Raw genomic sequence first — 15750 nt, 5'->3', positions numbered from 1 at the left:
CGGCATCCCCGTGGGGGATGTCGGACCGTCGTGCCAGGATGACCCCGTGGCAGAGACTTACGGGGCACCGCTGATCGGTCGGGCGGACGAGCTGGACCGGCTCACCGGTGTGCTGGCGCGGGCCGTGGCCGGTGAGCCGCGGGCCGTCCTGGTGGCGGGGGACGCGGGCGTCGGGAAGACCCGGGTGCTCACGGAGGCCGCCGCGCACGCCGCCGACTCCGGGGCGACCGTCCTGACCGGGCACTGCGTGGACCTCGGCGACGTGGGCCTGCCGTACCTGCCGTTCACGGAGATCCTCGGCGCGGCGGCGGCCGACGAGCGGCTCGCCCCCGCGTTCGACGCGTATCCGGCGGTGGGGCGGCTGCTCGGCGCCGCCCCCGCGCCGGACTCCGGCAGCCGCCTCCAGCTCTTCGAGGGCATCGCGGGGCTGCTCGCCGACCTGGCCGAGCTGACCCCGCTGCTCCTCGTCGTCGAGGACCTGCACTGGGCCGACCAGTCCTCACGCGACCTGCTCCGCTTCCTGCTCGGTCGGGGCGTGCTCCAGCGGCCCGCGCCCGGCGGGCCGCCCCGCCGCCTCGCGCTGTTCGCCTCGTACCGCACGGACGACCTGCACCGCCGCCACCCCCTGCGCCCGCTGCTCGCCGAGCTGATCAGGCTGCCCGCCGTCGACCGACTCGACCTGCGCCCGCTCGCCGACGCGGACGTCGCCCGGCTCGTGCGCGCGCGGCACGCGGGCCCCGTCGACGACGGCACCGTGCGCCGCATCGTCGACCGCGCGGAGGGAAACGCCTTCTACGCCGAGGAGTTGCTGGCCGCGCTGCCCGGCGACGAGGCGCTGGGCGGCCTCGCCGACGTGCTGCTCATCCGCGTCGAGCAACTGACCGAGACCGCCCAGCAGGTGCTGCGCACGGCCGCCGTGGCGGGCCGCCGCGTCGAGCACGCCCTGCTGCGCGACGCCGTCCGGCTCCCCGAGGAGCAGCTGGAGTCGGCGCTGCGCGAGGCCATCGGGCGGCAGCTGCTGCTGCCGGGCGACGACGGCACGTACTCCTTCCGGCACGCCCTCATCCGCGAGGCCGTCTACGCGGACCTGCTGCCCGGCGAGCGGATCCGGCTGCACCGGCTCTTCGCCGAACTCCTCGCGGGCGAGGGCCGATCGCCGGAGAGCGCGGCCGAGCGGGCCCACCACTCCCGCGAGTCCCACGACCTCGCCGACGCGCTGGCCGCGTCCCTGGAGGCGGCCGACCACGCCCAGCGGGTCGGCGCGCCCGCCGAGGAGCTGCGCCACCTGGAGACCGCGCTCGAGCTGTGGGACGTGGTCGACGCGTCCGCCCACCCCGCGCACCACGACACGATCACACTCACGCTGCGCGCCTCGGCCGCCGCCGCGCGGGCCGGCGAACCGCACCGCGCGGTCCAGCTCACCCGTTCCGCGCTCGCGAACACCGGCTCCGACGCCGACACCGAGATCGCCGCGCGCGTGCGCTACACCCTCGCGGGCAATCTGATCCGGATCGACAACCTGGAGGCCGCGTTCGCGTACAGCAGCGAGGCGCTGGACCTGATCCCGGCCGAGCCTCCGTCCCCTACGTGGGTGTGGGCCGCCGCGACGCACGTCATGGCCGCCCGGTACGTGGGCCGTGACGAGGACGCCGAGCGCGTCGCCCGGCAGGCCGTGGGCGTCGCCGAGCGGTTGGGGCTCGCCGACGCGCAGGCCGACCTGATCGTCTCGCTGGTCGGCCTCGAACCGCACGACCGGGGCACCCCGCAGGGCCGTGCGCGGCTCGTCGACGCCCGGGAGCTGGCCGGGGCCGCGGGGAACCTGCCGGTGGAGATGCGCGCGCTCTACAACCTCGCCGTCGGCTGCTTCGAGTCGGGCGACCTCGACGAGAGCCTCACGTGGATCGGCGAGGGCCTCGACGGCGCCCGCCGCGCGGGCCTCTTGTCCTCCCCGTACGCCCTGGAGCTGCGCTACCTCCAGTCGCTGCTGCTCTACACGCGGGGCCGCTGGGACGAGTGCGCGCGGGCCGCCGCGGCCGACGCCGAACTCCTCCCGGCCGCCGGGGCGTTCGCGACCGCGCCCGCCCTGTACGTGTCGCTGGCCCGCGGCGACCTGGACACCGCCGTCGCGGGGGCCCGCGCCCTGACGGACGTCGACGGCACGGTCGACTGGATGGCGATGCTGGTCGCGAGCGTCGTCCTGGTCGACGCGGCGGCGCTGCGGGGCGACGCGGAGGACTGCGCACGGCAGGCGGACACGGCGGTCGAGGCGCTCACGGAGGTCTCGGGCGAGCGGCCCGACGCCCTGGTGCGGATCGCGGCGCTCGCCCTGGCGGCGGTCGCGGACGCGGCGGAGCGGGCCCGCCTCACCGGTGACACGGCGGCCGCCGAACGCTGGGCCTCGGCCGCCGCCGAGCTGGCGGAGCTGGCCAGGAGCACGGCGACCCGCGGCGGCGACGGCGTGGAGCAGGGCCCCGAGGGCCTGGCCTGGCTGGCCCGCGCCGAGGCCGAGGAGATCCGCGCGGCCACGGGCCCCGACGTCGCGGCGTGGGAGCGCACCGTGGCGGCGTTCGGCTACGGCGAACCGTACGAACTGGCCCGCTGCCGCCGCCGGTTGGCGGAGGCGCTGCTCGGCGCGGACCGCCGCGAGGAGGCCGCCGAGCAGGCGTACGCGGCCCGTGACACCGCCGAGCAGCTGGGTGCGGTGCCGCTGCGCGAGGCCCTGGACGCGCTGATCCGGCGGGGCCGGCTGTCCGACGCCCCGGCCGCCGGGGAGCGGATCGCCGCGCTGACCGCCCGGGAGAGCGACGTGCTGCGGCTGCTGGGCCGTGGCCGCACCAACCGGCAGATCGGCGAGGAGCTGTTCATCAGCGGCAAGACGGCGAGCGTCCACGTGTCGAACATCCTCGCCAAGCTGGGCGCCTCCAGCCGCACCGAGGCCGTCGGCATCGCCTACCGCGAGGGCCTGATCGAACCGGAGCCGAGCACCTCCGGAAGCTGAACGCGCGAGGGCCGGGTCACCCGCGGGTGACCCGGCCCTCGGCCGTACTCGGGAAAGCCGCCGGACCTCAGACGAGGTTGACGGAGCGCGCCGAGGTGGCGCCGATCTCGGCCGCCAGCTCGTTCAGGACCGACTGCGGCACCGTGTCGTCCACGGTCAGGACCGCGAGAGCCTCGCCGCCGACGTCGGCGCGGGAGACCTGCATGCCGCCGATGTTGATGCCCGCCTCGCCGAGGACGCGGCCCACGGTGCCGACGACGCCGGGACGGTCCTCGTAGCGCAGGACGACCATGTGGTCGGCGAGCGCGAGGTCCACGTCGTACTCACCGACGGCGACGATCTTCTGGAGGTGCTTCGGGCCCGCGAGCGTGCCGGAGACCGAGACCTCCTGGCCGTCGCCGAGGGTGCCGCGCACGGTGACGACGTTGCGGTGCTCGTGCGACTCGGAGGACGTCGTGAGGCGGACCTCGACGCCGCGCTCCTGCGCGAACAGCGGGGCGTTGACGTAGGAGACCGTCTCGTCGACGACGTCCTCGAACACGCCCTTGAGCGCGGAGAGTTCGAGCACCTTCACGTCGTGCTGGGTGATCTCGCCGTACACCTCGACGTCGAGGCGGACCGCGACCTCGCCCGCGAGGGCGGTGAAGATCCGGCCGAGGCGCTCGGCGAGCGGCAGACCCGGCTTGACGTCCTCGGCGATGACGCCGCCCTGGACATTCACGGCGTCCGGCACGAGCTCGCCGGAGAGCGCGAGGCGCACCGACTTGGCGACGGCGACACCGGCCTTCTCCTGCGCCTCGTCCGTGGAGGCGCCGAGGTGCGGGGTGCAGACGACCTGGTCGAACTGGAACAGCGGGGAGTCCGTGCAGGGCTCCTTCGCGTACACGTCGAGGCCCGCGCCGGCGACGCGGCCCTCCTTGATCGCCGAGTAGAGGGCCTCCTCGTCGACGATCCCGCCGCGCGCGGCGTTGACGATCCGTACGTTCGGCTTGACCTTGTGGAGCGCCTCGTCGCCGATGAGGCCGAGGGTCTCCGGCGTCTTGGGCAGGTGCACGGTGATGAAGTCGGAGACCTCGAGCAGCTCGTCGAGCGAGAGCACCTTCACGCCCATCTGCGCGGCGCGCGCGGGCTGCACGTACGGGTCGTACGCGACGACCTTCATGCCGAAGGCGGACATGCGCTGCGCGACGAGGGCACCGATGCGGCCCAGGCCGACGACGCCCAGCGTCTTCTCGGCGAGCTCGACGCCCGTGTACTTGCTGCGCTTCCACTCGCCGCCCTTGAGGGCCTGCGAACCCTGCGGGATGTTGCGCGCGGTGGCGATGAGGAGACCGCAGGCCAGCTCGGCGGCGGTCACGATGTTGGAGGTCGGGGCGTTCACGACCATCACGCCGGCCTTGGTGGCGGCGGAGACATCCACGTTGTCGAGGCCGACGCCGGCGCGGGCGACGACCTTCAGCTTGTTCGCGGCGGCGATCGCCTCGGCGTCGACCTTGGTGGCCGAGCGGATCAGGATCGCGTCGACGTCGGCGATGGCCGGGAGCAGCTCGTCCCGGTCCGCGCCGTTGCACTGGCGGATCTCGAAGTCCGGGCCCAGGGCGTCGACCGTCGCGGGCGACAGCTCTTCGGCGATGAGTACGACGGGTTTGCCGTTGGCAGCAGTGCTCACGTGAGTCCTCACAGGTCCAATGCGGACGGCCGTCCCGACGGCCGCAGGCGGTGGAGGGTGTAGCGGCACCGGGATGGGCCGGGTGCGTTCCCACGTCGTTCGGTGCGTGCTATCGGCGTGCCGGACGAAGGTTCTCGTAGCGGAGCTACTAGGGCCTTTGGCCGGTGCGGCGAGAGTGCGTGCCGGGCGGCGTGGGGACGTGCCTGGTCCATCTCGGTGTCGCTTTGCCGCGTGGAAGACGCACGACGCTGTGGGCCCAACGCGAATGTAGTCAGCAGTGTAGTGGCGCTGGAGAGGGCGTCTTGCGCCTCCCCGGAAGGATCACTCGTCCGAGGCTGGACACGGTGGACAACCGGGTGGAGGAGTGATGGAGAACGGGGTCGCGGCGTGTGCCGCGACCCCGTTCCGTGAAGGCTACGCCTCCTCGTCGTTCACCCAGCTCATGAGCTTGCGCAGCTCCTTGCCCGTGGTGGCGAGCAGGCTGTCCTCGTCCTGCTTCTTGTACTCGTTGTACTTCTTCAGACCGCCGTGGTACTCGTCCATCCAGTTCTTGGCGAACGTGCCGTCCTGGATCTCGGCGAGGACCTTCTTCATCTCGGCCTTGGTGGCGTCCGTGATGATCCGCGGGCCGGTGACGTAGTCGCCCCACTCGGCGGTCTCGGAGACCGACCAGCGCATCTTCTCCAGGCCGCCCTCGTACATGAGGTCGACGATGAGCTTCAGCTCGTGCAGGCACTCGAAGTACGCGATCTCCGGCTGGTAGCCGGCCTCGGTCAGCGTCTCGAAGCCGGCCTTGACCAGCGCGGCCGTACCACCGCAGAGAACGGCCTGCTCGCCGAAGAGGTCGGTCTCGGTCTCCTCGGTGAAGGTCGTCTTGATGACGCCGGCGCGGGTGCCGCCGATGCCCTTCGCGTAGGACAGGGCCAGCTCGAAGCCCTTGCCGGAGGCGTCCTGCTCGACGGCCGCGATGCACGGAACGCCGCGGCCCTCCTCGTACTGGCGGCGCACCAGGTGACCCGGGCCCTTCGGGGCGACCATGCAGACGTCCACGCCGGCCGGGGGCTTGATGAAGCCGTAGCGGATGTTCAGGCCGTGGCCGAAGAAGAGGGCGTCGCCGTCCTTCAGGTTCGGGGCGATGGTCTCCTCGTAGACCTGGGCCTGGATCGGGTCCGGGACCAGGATCATGATGACGTCGGCCTCGGCCGCGGCCTCGGACGGCGTGACCACGCGCAGGCCCTGCTCCTCGGCCTTCGCCTTGGACTTCGAGCCCTCGTGCAGACCGACGCGCACGTCGACACCCGAGTCGCGCAGGGAGAGCGCGTGGGCGTGGCCCTGGGAGCCGTAGCCGATCACCGCGACCTTGCGGTTCTGGATGATGGACAGATCGGCGTCGTCGTCGTAGAACAGCTCGGCCACTGGGGTTCTCCTTGGTGTGCTGGTGTTGCGTCCCACCGTACGGCGGGGTGCGGAAGGAAAGTTTTCAGGTCTCGCTATGCGAGAGGGGGCGCGCGGAAGCGCTAGGCGGTGCGGTCGAGCGCCCGCAGGCTCCGGTCGGTGATGGAGCGCGAGCCGCGGCCGACCGCGATGGTGCCGGACTGCACGAGCTCCTTGATGCCGAAGGGTTCCAGCATCTTGAGCATCGCCTCCAGCTTGTCGCTCGATCCGGTGGCCTCGATGGTGACGGCCTCCGGGGAGACGTCCACGGTCTTGGCGCGGAACAGCTGGACGATCTCGACGATCTGCGAGCGCGTCTCGTTGTCGGCGCGGACCTTGGCGAGGACGAGCTCGCGCTGGACGGCGGAGCCCGGCTCGAGCTCGACGATCTTCAGGACGTTGACCAGCTTGTTGAGCTGCTTGGTGACCTGTTCGAGCGGGAGCGACTCGACATTCACGACGATGGTGATGCGCGAGATGTCGGGGTGCTCGGTGACGCCGACGGCGAGCGAGTCGATGTTGAAGCCGCGGCGCGAGAAGAGGGCGGTGATCCGGGCGAGGACACCGGGCTTGTTCTCGACGAGGACGGAGAGCGTGTGCTTGGACATGGTCTTGGTTCCTTCTCCTGCGGCTCTCAGTCGTCTTCGCTGTCGCCGAAGTCGGGGCGGACGTCCCGGGCGGCCATGATCTCGTCGTTGGAGGTGCCGGCGGCGACCATCGGCCACACCATGGCGTCCTCGTGGACGATGAAGTCGATCACGACCGGGCGGTCGTTGATCGAGTTCGCCTCCTCGATGCACTTGTCGAGGTCCTCGGGGCGCTCGCAGCGGATGGCGTAGCAGCCCATGGCCTCGGACAGCTTCACGAAGTCCGGGATGCGGGTGCCCTTGTTCGGCGGGATCTCGCCGTCGGGGCCCGCGTGCAGCACGGTGTTCGAGTAGCGCTGGTTGTAGAACAACGTCTGCCACTGGCGGACCATCCCGAGGGCGCCGTTGTTGATGACGGCGACCTTGATCGGGATGTTGTTCAGGGCGCAGGTGGTCAGCTCCTGATTGGTCATCTGGAAGCAGCCGTCGCCGTCGATCGCCCAGACGGTCCGGTCCGGGGCCCCGGCCTTGGCGCCCATCGCGGCGGGCACGGAGTAGCCCATGGTCCCGGCGCCGCCCGAGTTCAGCCAGGTGGCCGGCTTCTCGTACTGGATGTAGTGCGCGGCCCACATCTGGTGCTGGCCGACGCCCGCCGCGAAGATCGTGTCCTGCGGGGCGAGTTGGCCGATGCGCTCGATGACCTGCTGCGGGGAGAGCGAGCCGTCCTCGGGCTGGTCGTAGCCGAGGGGGTAGGTCTCGCGCCAGCGGTTCAGGTCGTTCCACCAGGCGCTGTAGTCGCCGGTGTGACCGTCGCCGTGCTCCTTCTGGACGGCCTGGATCAGGTCGGCGATGACCTCGCGGGCGTCACCGACGATCGGCACGTCCGCGGCGCGGTTCTTGCCGATCTCCGCCGGGTCGATGTCGGCGTGCACGATCTTCGCGTACGGGGCGAAGCTGTCCAGGTTGCCGGTGACGCGGTCGTCGAAGCGGGCTCCGAGGGCGACGATCAGGTCGGCCTTCTGCAGCGCGGTGACGGCGGTGACCGCACCGTGCATGCCCGGCATTCCCACGTGCAGCGGGTGGCTGTCGGGGAATGCGCCGAGCGCCATCAGGGTGGTGGTGACGGGCGCTCCGGTGAGCTCGGCGAGCATCTTCAGCTCGGCGGTGGCCTGCGCCTTGAGGACGCCGCCGCCGACGTAGAGGACGGGCCGCTTCGCACTCGTGATCAGCTTCGCGGCCTCGCGGATCTGCTTGGCGTGCGGCTTGGTCACGGGGCGGTAGCCGGGCAGGTCCTGCTGCGGGGGCCAGGAGAACGTCGTCTGCGACTGCAGGATGTCCTTCGGGATGTCCACGAGGACCGGGCCCGGGCGGCCGGTGGAGGCGATGTGGAACGCCTGCGCGATCGCCTGCGGGATCTCCTCGGCCTTCGTGACCAGGAAGCTGTGCTTGGTGATCGGCATGGTGATGCCGACGATGTCCGCCTCCTGGAAGGCGTCCGTACCGATGGCCTTGGAGACGACCTGGCCGGTGATCGCGACGAGCGGCACCGAGTCCATCATGGCGTCGGCGATCGGCGTCACCAGGTTGGTGGCACCAGGACCCGAAGTCGCCATGCAGACCCCGACCTTGCCGGTGGCCTGCGCGTAACCGGTGGCCGCGTGGCCCGCTCCCTGCTCGTGACGGACGAGCACGTGGCGCACCCGGCTCGAGTCCATCATCGGGTCGTACGCGGGAAGGATCGTGCCGCCGGGGATGCCGAATACGGTGTCGACCCCGACCTCCTCAAGCGAGCGAATGAGGGACTTCGCACCCGTGACGTGCTCGACGGGGGCGGACTGCTGTCCTCCGGAACGGGGCCGCGGCTGCGGATTGCCGGCCCCGGTGGCCTGCTCGGTCATCGGCATTCTCTTCTCGATGCTGAGGGTTTTTTGCGAGGGTTCTGCAGGGTCTTACGTGTTTGTCGGGCGGGCGGCGGCGGGTCTGAAGCGGCACCGGTGCAACAAAAAACCCCTCGTGCCGTGAGGCAAGCGAGGGGAGCGCGCCGGGTGCGGTCGCTGGGTTTCCGGTGTCCTGACCGGTGGTCCCAGCTTCAGCCGACGCGCTTTCCAAGTACGAGAATTCGGGTGCGCATGGCACTGACCATCCCCCCGGCGCATATGGCGTGTCAAGTGGGTGGGACAGGCGTCTCATTATGTGAGCGCGCCGCGGGGATGCCCGCGAACACCGGTTCCGCGGGCCCCGTGGGCACCGGGTACTCCCCCGAGCCGAGCGCCCGGCGCAGCCGGTACTCGTCCAGCGGCCCGGAGAACGCCATGCCCTGCCCGTGCGTGCACCCCATCGCCCGCAGCGCCGCGACCTGCTCGGGCAGGTCCACACCGTCCGCCACGGAGCTCAGCCCCAGATCGCTCGCGATCCGCAACAGCCCACTGGTGATCTTGTGCAGGCGCGCGGACTCGACGACGCCCTCGACGAGCGAACGGTCCAGCTTCAGTACGTCGACGGGGAGACGGCGCAGCGCCGTGATGGCCGCATAGCCGCTGCCGAAACCGTCCAGGGCGATCCGGACGCCGAGCCGCCGCAAGGCCGTCAGGCGGCGCTCCAGCTCGTCCAGCGGGACTCTGGGGTCGCTGTCCGCCAGCTCGATGATGAGCGCGCCCGACGGCAGCCCGTGCCGCGTCAGGAGCGCCTCTATCGAGCCGAGCGGCATCGCCCGGTCGAGGAGTCGACGCGCGCTGATCCGCACGCAGACCGGCGTCGCGTGCCCGCTGCGGCCGCGCTCGGCGGCCTGCTCGACGGCCTCCTCCAGCATCCAGCGGCCCAGCTCGGCGGTGCGCTCGCTGTCGTCGGCCACCCGCAGGAACTCGGCGGGCGTGAACAGGATGCCCTGGGCGCTGCGCCAGCGGGCCTGGGCGGCGACCGCCGTGATCCGGCCGTCGTCGAGCGAGACCACGGGCTGGTGGAGCAGCGCGAACTCGCCCTCCTGGAGCGCCGACCGGAGCCGGGTCGCCAGCTCGGCCTTGCGGACGACGTCGGCCTGCATCTGCGGCGCGTACAGCTCGACGCGGCCCTTGCCCGCGGCCTTCGCGCGGTACATCGCCAGGTCGGCGTTGCGCAGCAGCTCGCCCGCCGTGATCTCGGGCTCGGCGAAGGCGACGCCGATGGAGGCGGCGACCCGCACCCCGTCGTGCCCCTCGATCGTGTAGGGCTGCGACAGGGTGATTCTGAGCCGGTCGGCCAACTCGTAGATCTGCTGCTCACGGGCCGCGTGGTCACGGCCGCCGTCACCGACGATCAGCGCCGCGAACTCGTCGCCACCGAGGCGGGCGGCGGTGTCCGACGCGCGCACGGAGTCGGCCAGCCTTCTCGCCGCCTGCACGAGCAGCTCGTCGCCCGCCTGGTGGCCGATCGTGTCGTTGACCTGCTTGAAGCCGTCCAGGTCGATGAAGAGCACGGCGGTGCCGGGGTCGCCTGCTCTGCGCCCGGCGAGCGCCTGGCCGACCCGCTTGGTGAACAGCGACCTGTTGGGCAGGTCGGTGAGCGGGTCGTGCTCGGCGTTGTGCTGCAACTGGGCCTGGAGGCGGACCCTTTCGGTCACGTCTCTGCTGTTGAGGATCAGGCCGCCGTGGTGGCGGTTGATCGTCGACTCCACGTTCAACCAGGCCCCGGTGCCGGACCGGAAGCGGCATTCGATGCGCGTAGTGGGCTCCTCGACCTGGCTGGCGGCGAGGAATCTGCGCACCTCGTGCATCACGCGCCCGAGGTCCTCGGGGTGGATGATCGAGGCGAGCTCGGAGCCGACCAGCTCGTCGGCCTCCCGCCCGTAGACCCCCGCGGCGGCCGGGCTGACGTATCTCAGCGTCCCGTTCGGCGCGGCGATCATGATGACGTCGCTCGAGCCCTGGACCAGGGAGCGGAAGTGGTTCTCCTTCTGCGCCAGCTCCTGGGTGAGCGTGATGTTGTCGAGCAGCATGATGCCCTGGCGCATGACGAGCGCCAGGACGACGGTGCAGGCCGTGAAGAGCACGACGCGGTCCACCCGGTGCCCGTCCAGCACGTTGTAGAGAATGCCCAGCGTGCAGACCGCGGCGGCCAGGTACGGGGTGAGGGCGGCGAGCGAGCCGGAGATGGGCCGCGTGTAGCTCACCTGGTAGCGGCCACCGGGCCCGAGCGGCCCCTCGTCCTCGCGGGCCTCGCGCTTGGCGCCCACCCACGGCGCGTACGCGAGCAGCAGCGATCCGGCGAACCAGCCGGCGTCCAGGATCTCGCCCGAGCGGTAACTGGCGTGCAGCAGCGGCGAGGTGAACAGGGCGTCGCACAGCACGGTGAGGGCGAGCGCGCCGATCGCGGTGTTCACCGCAGTCCGGTTGCCGGGCGTGCGGCGGAAGTGCAGCGCGAGGACCATGCTGACGAGGGCGATGTCGAGCAGCGGGTACGCGAGGGAGAGCGCGGTGCGCAGCACGCTCTGCCCCTCGAACTCGGCGGTGTGCGCGAGCGCGAGGCTCCAGGAGAGCGTGATCAGGGAGCCGGCGATCAGCCACGCGTCGAGCGCGAGGCAGATCCAGCCGGCCTTGGTCATGGGCCGCCGGGCGAGCACGAGCAGGCCGATGATGGCGGGCGGAGCGAAGCAGAGGAAGAACAGGTCGGCGAGGCTCGGCGTCGGCACCGGGCGGCGCAGCACGACCTCGTACCAGCCCCACACCCCGTTCCCGAGGCTGGCCATCAGCGAGGAGAACGCGAACAGGAGCCAGGCGGGTCGAAAGCGGCCGTACCGGCTGCGCGCGTACACGAAGTTCGACACGGCGGCGACGGCGGCCGCGAAACTCAGGCCGAAGTCGCCCATGATCAGGGCGAGTCGGTCGGAACCCCAGCCGACGGCGGAGCCCACCGCGAAGCCGGCGCAGAGCAGGGCGAGGAGCAACTGGGCTCCCGTGCTGCCCCGCTGAGGCGCGCGGGCGGGTGCGTGGCCGCCGGAGTACATGGAGGCGCCCAGCGCTGTCGTCGGCGTGGGGTGCGTACTCACCGGGCCGCCCCGGTCCGCCGGGCGGCCCCCGTGTCCGCCTTGCGCTGCCCCGCCTGCGGGTGCCTCCTGCGGCCCCCGCGCGGTCCGGTCCGGTGCACATGTGTCCTGCGGCAGCCGGGACTTCGGCCCCGCATCGGTGCGCGGGTCACCGTACAAGACAGCCGTCGGCGGCCCCGCCGCGTCGGATCGTTCGCCCATAGGCCGTGCATCGCCCGTCGCCCCCCTCGCAGTCCGTCACTCTTCCCCGGCGCCGTGTGCTGGCACGGCGCTGCCCCAGTCGGGACGATACACCAGTCTCGTCACTCAGGGACATAGTTCCTCTACTCTCCGTGACGACCAGGCACGATGCCGACACGGAATGGGCACGGGGTGCATCCGGACGGGCGCGCAGCGTGCCCGGCGAACGGCGTGCGACCGCACGGGAGTTGCCCGTGGGGCCGGTGTGGCGCGTGGGGCCTGCGGGGGTGGGCAGGGCCATGGGCCACCGGGGTCAGTCGCCGTGCCCGTCGGTGGTGAGCACGACGTTCTCCAGCGGCTCCCCCGCCGCGTACCGCGTGAGCTGAGCCGCCAGCAGGCGCTTGGCGCGCGGCAGGAAGGCGGATGTCGGACCGCCCACGTGCGGCGAGATGAGCACCCCAGGAGCCTGCCACAACGGGTGGCCCTCGGGCAGCGGTTCGGGATCGGTGACGTCCAGGGCCGCGGTGATGCGGCCGGTCTCCAGCTCCGCGAGCAGGGCCTTGGTGTCGACGACCGGGCCGCGGCCGACGTTCACGAGCAGGGCACCCTCCTTGAGGCGGCCGAGGAACTCGGCGTTCACGAGGCCGCGGGTGTCCTCGGTGAGCGGCGTGACCATGACCACGACGTCGGCCTCGGGCAGCAGCCCGGGCAGGTCGGTGAGCGGGTGCACGGGCCCGCGCTCCGTTGTACGGGCGGAGCGCGCGACGCGTGTCACCCGCGCGACCTCGAACGGCGTGAGCCGGTCCTCAATGGCCGCGCCGATCGCCCCGTACCCGACGATGAGGACGTGCTTGTCGGCGAGCGCGGGGCGGAAGCCGCCGCGCCACTCGCCGCGGTCCTGGCCGCGCACGAAGTCCGGGATGCCGCGCAGGGAGGCGAGGATCAGGGTGAGCGCGAGCTCGGCGGTGCTGGCGTCGTGCACCCCGCGGGCGTTGCACAACTGGACGCCGGGGCGCAGGTACTTCAGGCCGCCCTGTACGTGGTCGACGCCCGCGCTGAGCGTCTGCACGGCGCGTACGGACGTCATCTCCGGCATCGGGCGGACGCCCACGCCCGGCGGCTTCATGTAGGGGACGACGTAGAACGCGCAGTCGGCCGGGTCCGCCGGAAAGTCCGGTTCGCCGTTCCAGAAGCGGTAGTCGAGGCCCTCCGGCAGGCCCGGGATCTCATCGGCGCGGAAGGGCAGCCATACATCACCAGTCATGGCCAGGAGGCTATGTCAGCCGAGTGAAGGTACAGAGGTTAGGTTGGGGACCTCAGCAGGAGGGGCACGGGTTCGTGAAGCAAGGTGGTGCGCGCAAGGCGATCGGCGCGGCAGGCCTCGACGTGGGCGCGGTCGGCATCGGTTGCATGCCGATGAGCTGGGCCTACACGGGTTCGCGGCAGCGCGGCGAGGAGTCGCTGCGGGCCCTGCACGCCGCCCTGGACCACGGCTGCACGCTGGTCGACACCGCGGACATGTACGGCCCCTTCACCAATGAGCTGCTGCTGGGCCGGGTGCTCAAGGAGCGGCGCGCGGACGCCTTCGTGTCGACGAAGGTGGGGCTGCTCGTCGGCGAGCAGCACATCGTCGCCAACGGCCGCCCCGGCTATGTGAAGCGGGCCTGCGACGCGTCGCTGCGGCGGCTCCAGACCGACGTCATCGACCTGTACCAGCTGCACCGCGAGGACCCCGAGGTGCCGGTCGAGGAGACCTGGGGCGCGATGGCGGAGCTGGTGGGCGCGGGCAAGGTGCGCTCGCTGGGGTTCTGCGCGGTGGGCGCGCGGGCCGCGCGCCGGGGTGGCCGGGCCGACCGGCATGCCGGAACGATCCGCCTGCTCGAACGCGTGCAACAGGTGTTCCCGGTGAGCGCCGTGATGGCCGAGCTGTCGGTGTGGTCCCCCGAGGCGCTCGGGGCGCTGCTGCCGTGGTGCGCGGCGCGTGGCGTCGGGTTCCTGGCCGCGATGCCGCTGGGCAGCGGTTTCCTGACCGGCACGCTCACCCCCGGAGGCGGCTTCGAGCCGGACGACCTGCGGGCCAGGCACCCCCGGTTCACCGCCGAGATGATGGCGGCGAACCAGCCGATCGTGGCGGGCCTGCGCCGGGTCGCCGCGCGGCACGGGGAGCACGTCACGCCCGCCCAGGTGGCGCTCGCCTGGGTCGCGGCGCAGGGTGAGAACGTGGTGCCGGTACCGGGCACCAAGCAGGAGCGCTGGGCGCTGGAGAACGCGGCGTCCGCCGAACTCCGGCTCACCGCGGAGGACTTCGCGGAGATCGCGGCGCTGCCCCCGGCGCAGGGTTCCTGGGACTGAGCCGCCCGGTTCGTGGGGCGGCTCGGGAACCTGAGCCGTCTGTGCGGTGTTCCAACGGTAGAGCGGTGTGTGAACGGCAGAGCTTCGCGTCGAAGGGATCCTGATCGTGCAACGTCCAGCTGTGCGGCCCGCGTTGGCCCTCACCGCCTGCGCCGCGCTCCTGCTCACGGCCGGGTGCTCCTCGGGCGACGACTCGCCGCCGCCCGGCCGGGGCGACACGAGCGCGCCGAGCGCGAGCGGCTCGGGCGGCTCCTCGGCGCCGAAGAAGGACGTGCCGCCGGCGAAGGGCTCGGTGAGCGTGGAGCGGACCGTCACGGAGGGCCTGAAGTCGCCGTGGGGGCTGGTCGAGCTGCCCGGCGGCGATCTGCTGGTGTCGTCGCGCGACGAGGGCACGATCACCCGCGTCGACACGAAGACCGGCAAGAAGACGGTCCTGGGCGAGGTGCCGGGCGTGGCCCCGGAGGGCGAGGGCGGCCTCCTCGGGCTCGCGCTCTCCCCCTCGTACGCCTCCGACCACATGGTCTACGCGTACTTCACGACGGAGTCGGACAACCGCATCGTGCGGATGATCTACGACGAGAAGAAGCCGTCGGGCGAGCGGCTGGGCGCGCCCGACACGGTGTTCCGGGGCATTCCCAAGGGCACGAACCACAACGGCGGGCGGATCGCGTTCGGCCCGGACAAGCTGCTGTACGTGGGCACGGGCGAGACGTACGACAAGCCGCTCGCGCAGGACAAGAAGTCGACGGGCGGCAAGATCCTCCGGCTGACCCCCGAGGGCGATCCCGCGCCGGGCAATCCCTTCGGCGACTCCCCCGTGTACTCGTACGGGCACCGCAATGTGCAGGGCCTGGCCTGGGACGACGACAGGCGGCTGTGGGCGTCGGAGTTCGGGCAGGACACCTGGGACGAGCTGAACCACATCGTGGCGGGCGACAACTACGGGTGGCCGGACGCCGAGGGGAAGAGCGGCGGCGACAAGTACCACGACCCCGCCGCCCAGTGGCACACCTCGGAGGCCTCCCCCAGCGGGATCGCCTACGCGAAGGGGTCGATCTGGATGGCGGGGCTGCGCGGCGAGCGGCTGTGGCGGATCCCGCTGGACGGGGCGAAGGCGGCGCACGACCCGCAGGCGTTCCTGGAGGGGAAGTACGGGCGGCTGCGCACGGTGGTGCCCGCGGGCGGCGACAAGCTGTGGCTCGTGACGAGCGAGACCGATACGCGGGGGACGCCGGAGAAGGGCGACGACCGGATCCTGGAGCTGAAGGTCAGCTGACCGCGCCGTCGTCCCCGTCGGTGGCGTCCTTGTCGGTGGCATCCGCGTCCGCCGCGTCCGCCGCATCCGCCTCCGCGGGCTTCGGTGGGCGGACGACGACCTTGCCCGAGGTGAGGTCTATCGGGCCGCGGCCCGGGTCGCCGTCGTTCAGGTCGACACGGGTCAGCTCCAGGCGCTTGCGCTCGTCGTTGGTGTGCTTGCGGCCGGGCGCGAACAGTTCCTCGAACATGTTGAACA

The 15750-nt window shown here is 72.0% G+C and carries 10 protein-coding genes; 3 read left to right on the top strand and 7 right to left on the bottom strand.

What is annotated here, in order from left to right; translation table 11 throughout:
- The first annotated feature begins 46 nt into the window (after nucleotides 1-46).
- On the top strand, nucleotides 47-2998 hold the full coding sequence (locus ACTWJ8_RS26780; RefSeq protein ID WP_443260467.1) for a helix-turn-helix transcriptional regulator: 2952 nt from the start codon (nucleotides 47-49) through the stop codon (nucleotides 2996-2998).
- 67 nt (nucleotides 2999-3065) lie between these two features.
- Here the strand turns inward: ACTWJ8_RS26780 and serA are convergent, their stop codons facing one another.
- The 6 genes from serA to ACTWJ8_RS26750 all read right to left on the bottom strand — a co-directional run bounded on the left by serA (nucleotide 3066) and on the right by ACTWJ8_RS26750 (nucleotide 13149).
- The gene (gene serA, locus ACTWJ8_RS26775) at nucleotides 3066-4667 is read right to left on the bottom strand and encodes a phosphoglycerate dehydrogenase (protein ID WP_356389123.1); all 1602 of its coding nucleotides are present in this window, start codon (nucleotides 4665-4667) and stop codon (nucleotides 3066-3068) included.
- A gap of 414 nt (nucleotides 4668-5081) precedes the next feature.
- Nucleotides 5082-6083, bottom strand: a complete 1002-nt coding sequence (gene ilvC / locus ACTWJ8_RS26770; protein WP_356389125.1) for a ketol-acid reductoisomerase — start codon at nucleotides 6081-6083, stop codon at nucleotides 5082-5084.
- 101 nt (nucleotides 6084-6184) lie between these two features.
- Nucleotides 6185-6709 carry an acetolactate synthase small subunit gene (gene ilvN / locus ACTWJ8_RS26765; protein WP_164300538.1) on the bottom strand — a complete coding sequence of 175 codons (525 nt, stop codon included), beginning with the start codon at nucleotides 6707-6709 and terminating at the stop codon, nucleotides 6185-6187.
- A gap of 26 nt (nucleotides 6710-6735) precedes the next feature.
- Nucleotides 6736-8586, bottom strand: a complete 1851-nt coding sequence (locus ACTWJ8_RS26760) for an acetolactate synthase large subunit (RefSeq protein WP_356389127.1) — start codon at nucleotides 8584-8586, stop codon at nucleotides 6736-6738.
- Nucleotides 8587-8852: 266 nt separating this feature from the next.
- Nucleotides 8853-11666: a putative bifunctional diguanylate cyclase/phosphodiesterase gene (locus tag ACTWJ8_RS26755; protein ID WP_443265005.1), complete on the bottom strand. Its 2814-nt coding sequence runs from the start codon at nucleotides 11664-11666 to the stop codon at nucleotides 8853-8855.
- Nucleotides 11667-12198: 532 nt separating this feature from the next.
- Nucleotides 12199-13149 (bottom strand): 2-hydroxyacid dehydrogenase, encoded by a 951-nt coding sequence (locus ACTWJ8_RS26750; RefSeq protein ID WP_443260466.1) that lies wholly within the window; start codon nucleotides 13147-13149, stop codon nucleotides 12199-12201.
- A 146-nt stretch (nucleotides 13150-13295) separates the two neighbouring features.
- On the opposite strand from ACTWJ8_RS26750, the gene ACTWJ8_RS26745 reads away from it, so the two are divergent.
- Entirely contained in the window at nucleotides 13296-14237 is a 942-nt protein-coding gene (locus ACTWJ8_RS26745; RefSeq protein ID WP_443265003.1) for an aldo/keto reductase, read from the top strand.
- Between the two features lie 106 nt (nucleotides 14238-14343).
- Entirely contained in the window at nucleotides 14344-15513 is a 1170-nt protein-coding gene (locus ACTWJ8_RS26740; RefSeq protein WP_356389135.1) for a PQQ-dependent sugar dehydrogenase, read from the top strand.
- Here ACTWJ8_RS26740 and ACTWJ8_RS26735 read toward each other — a convergent pair.
- Nucleotides 15506-15742 carry a DUF6191 domain-containing protein gene (locus ACTWJ8_RS26735; protein WP_443265001.1) on the bottom strand — a complete coding sequence of 79 codons (237 nt, stop codon included), beginning with the start codon at nucleotides 15740-15742 and terminating at the stop codon, nucleotides 15506-15508. The two genes, ACTWJ8_RS26740 and ACTWJ8_RS26735, sit on opposite strands and share 8 nt — an antisense overlap.
- Nucleotides 15743-15750 lie beyond the last annotated feature (8 nt).

The organism is Streptomyces sp. SDT5-1, from assembly GCF_052245995.1.
In the GTDB taxonomy this organism is placed as follows: domain Bacteria; phylum Actinomycetota; class Actinomycetes; order Streptomycetales; family Streptomycetaceae; genus Streptomyces.
Note: the sequence above shows the minus strand (reverse complement) of the source record. Positions and strands in the feature narration are given on the sequence as shown.

Excerpts from the sequence above, each read along its gene's own strand:
- ACTWJ8_RS26760 (WP_356389127.1), bottom strand. The coding sequence starts at position 8,586 with ATGACCGAGCAGGCCACCGGGGCCGGCAATCCGCAGCCGCGGCCCCGT.
- ACTWJ8_RS26750 (WP_443260466.1), bottom strand. The coding sequence starts at position 13,149 with ATGACTGGTGATGTATGGCTGCCCTTCCGCGCCGATGAGATCCCGGGC.
- ACTWJ8_RS26745 (WP_443265003.1), top strand. The coding sequence starts at position 13,296 with ATGCCGATGAGCTGGGCCTACACGGGTTCGCGGCAGCGCGGCGAGGAG.
- ACTWJ8_RS26755 (WP_443265005.1), bottom strand. The coding sequence starts at position 11,666 with ATGTACTCCGGCGGCCACGCACCCGCCCGCGCGCCTCAGCGGGGCAGC.
- ACTWJ8_RS26735 (WP_443265001.1), bottom strand. The coding sequence starts at position 15,742 with ATGTTCGAGGAACTGTTCGCGCCCGGCCGCAAGCACACCAACGACGAG.
- ilvN (WP_164300538.1), bottom strand. The coding sequence starts at position 6,709 with ATGTCCAAGCACACGCTCTCCGTCCTCGTCGAGAACAAGCCCGGTGTC.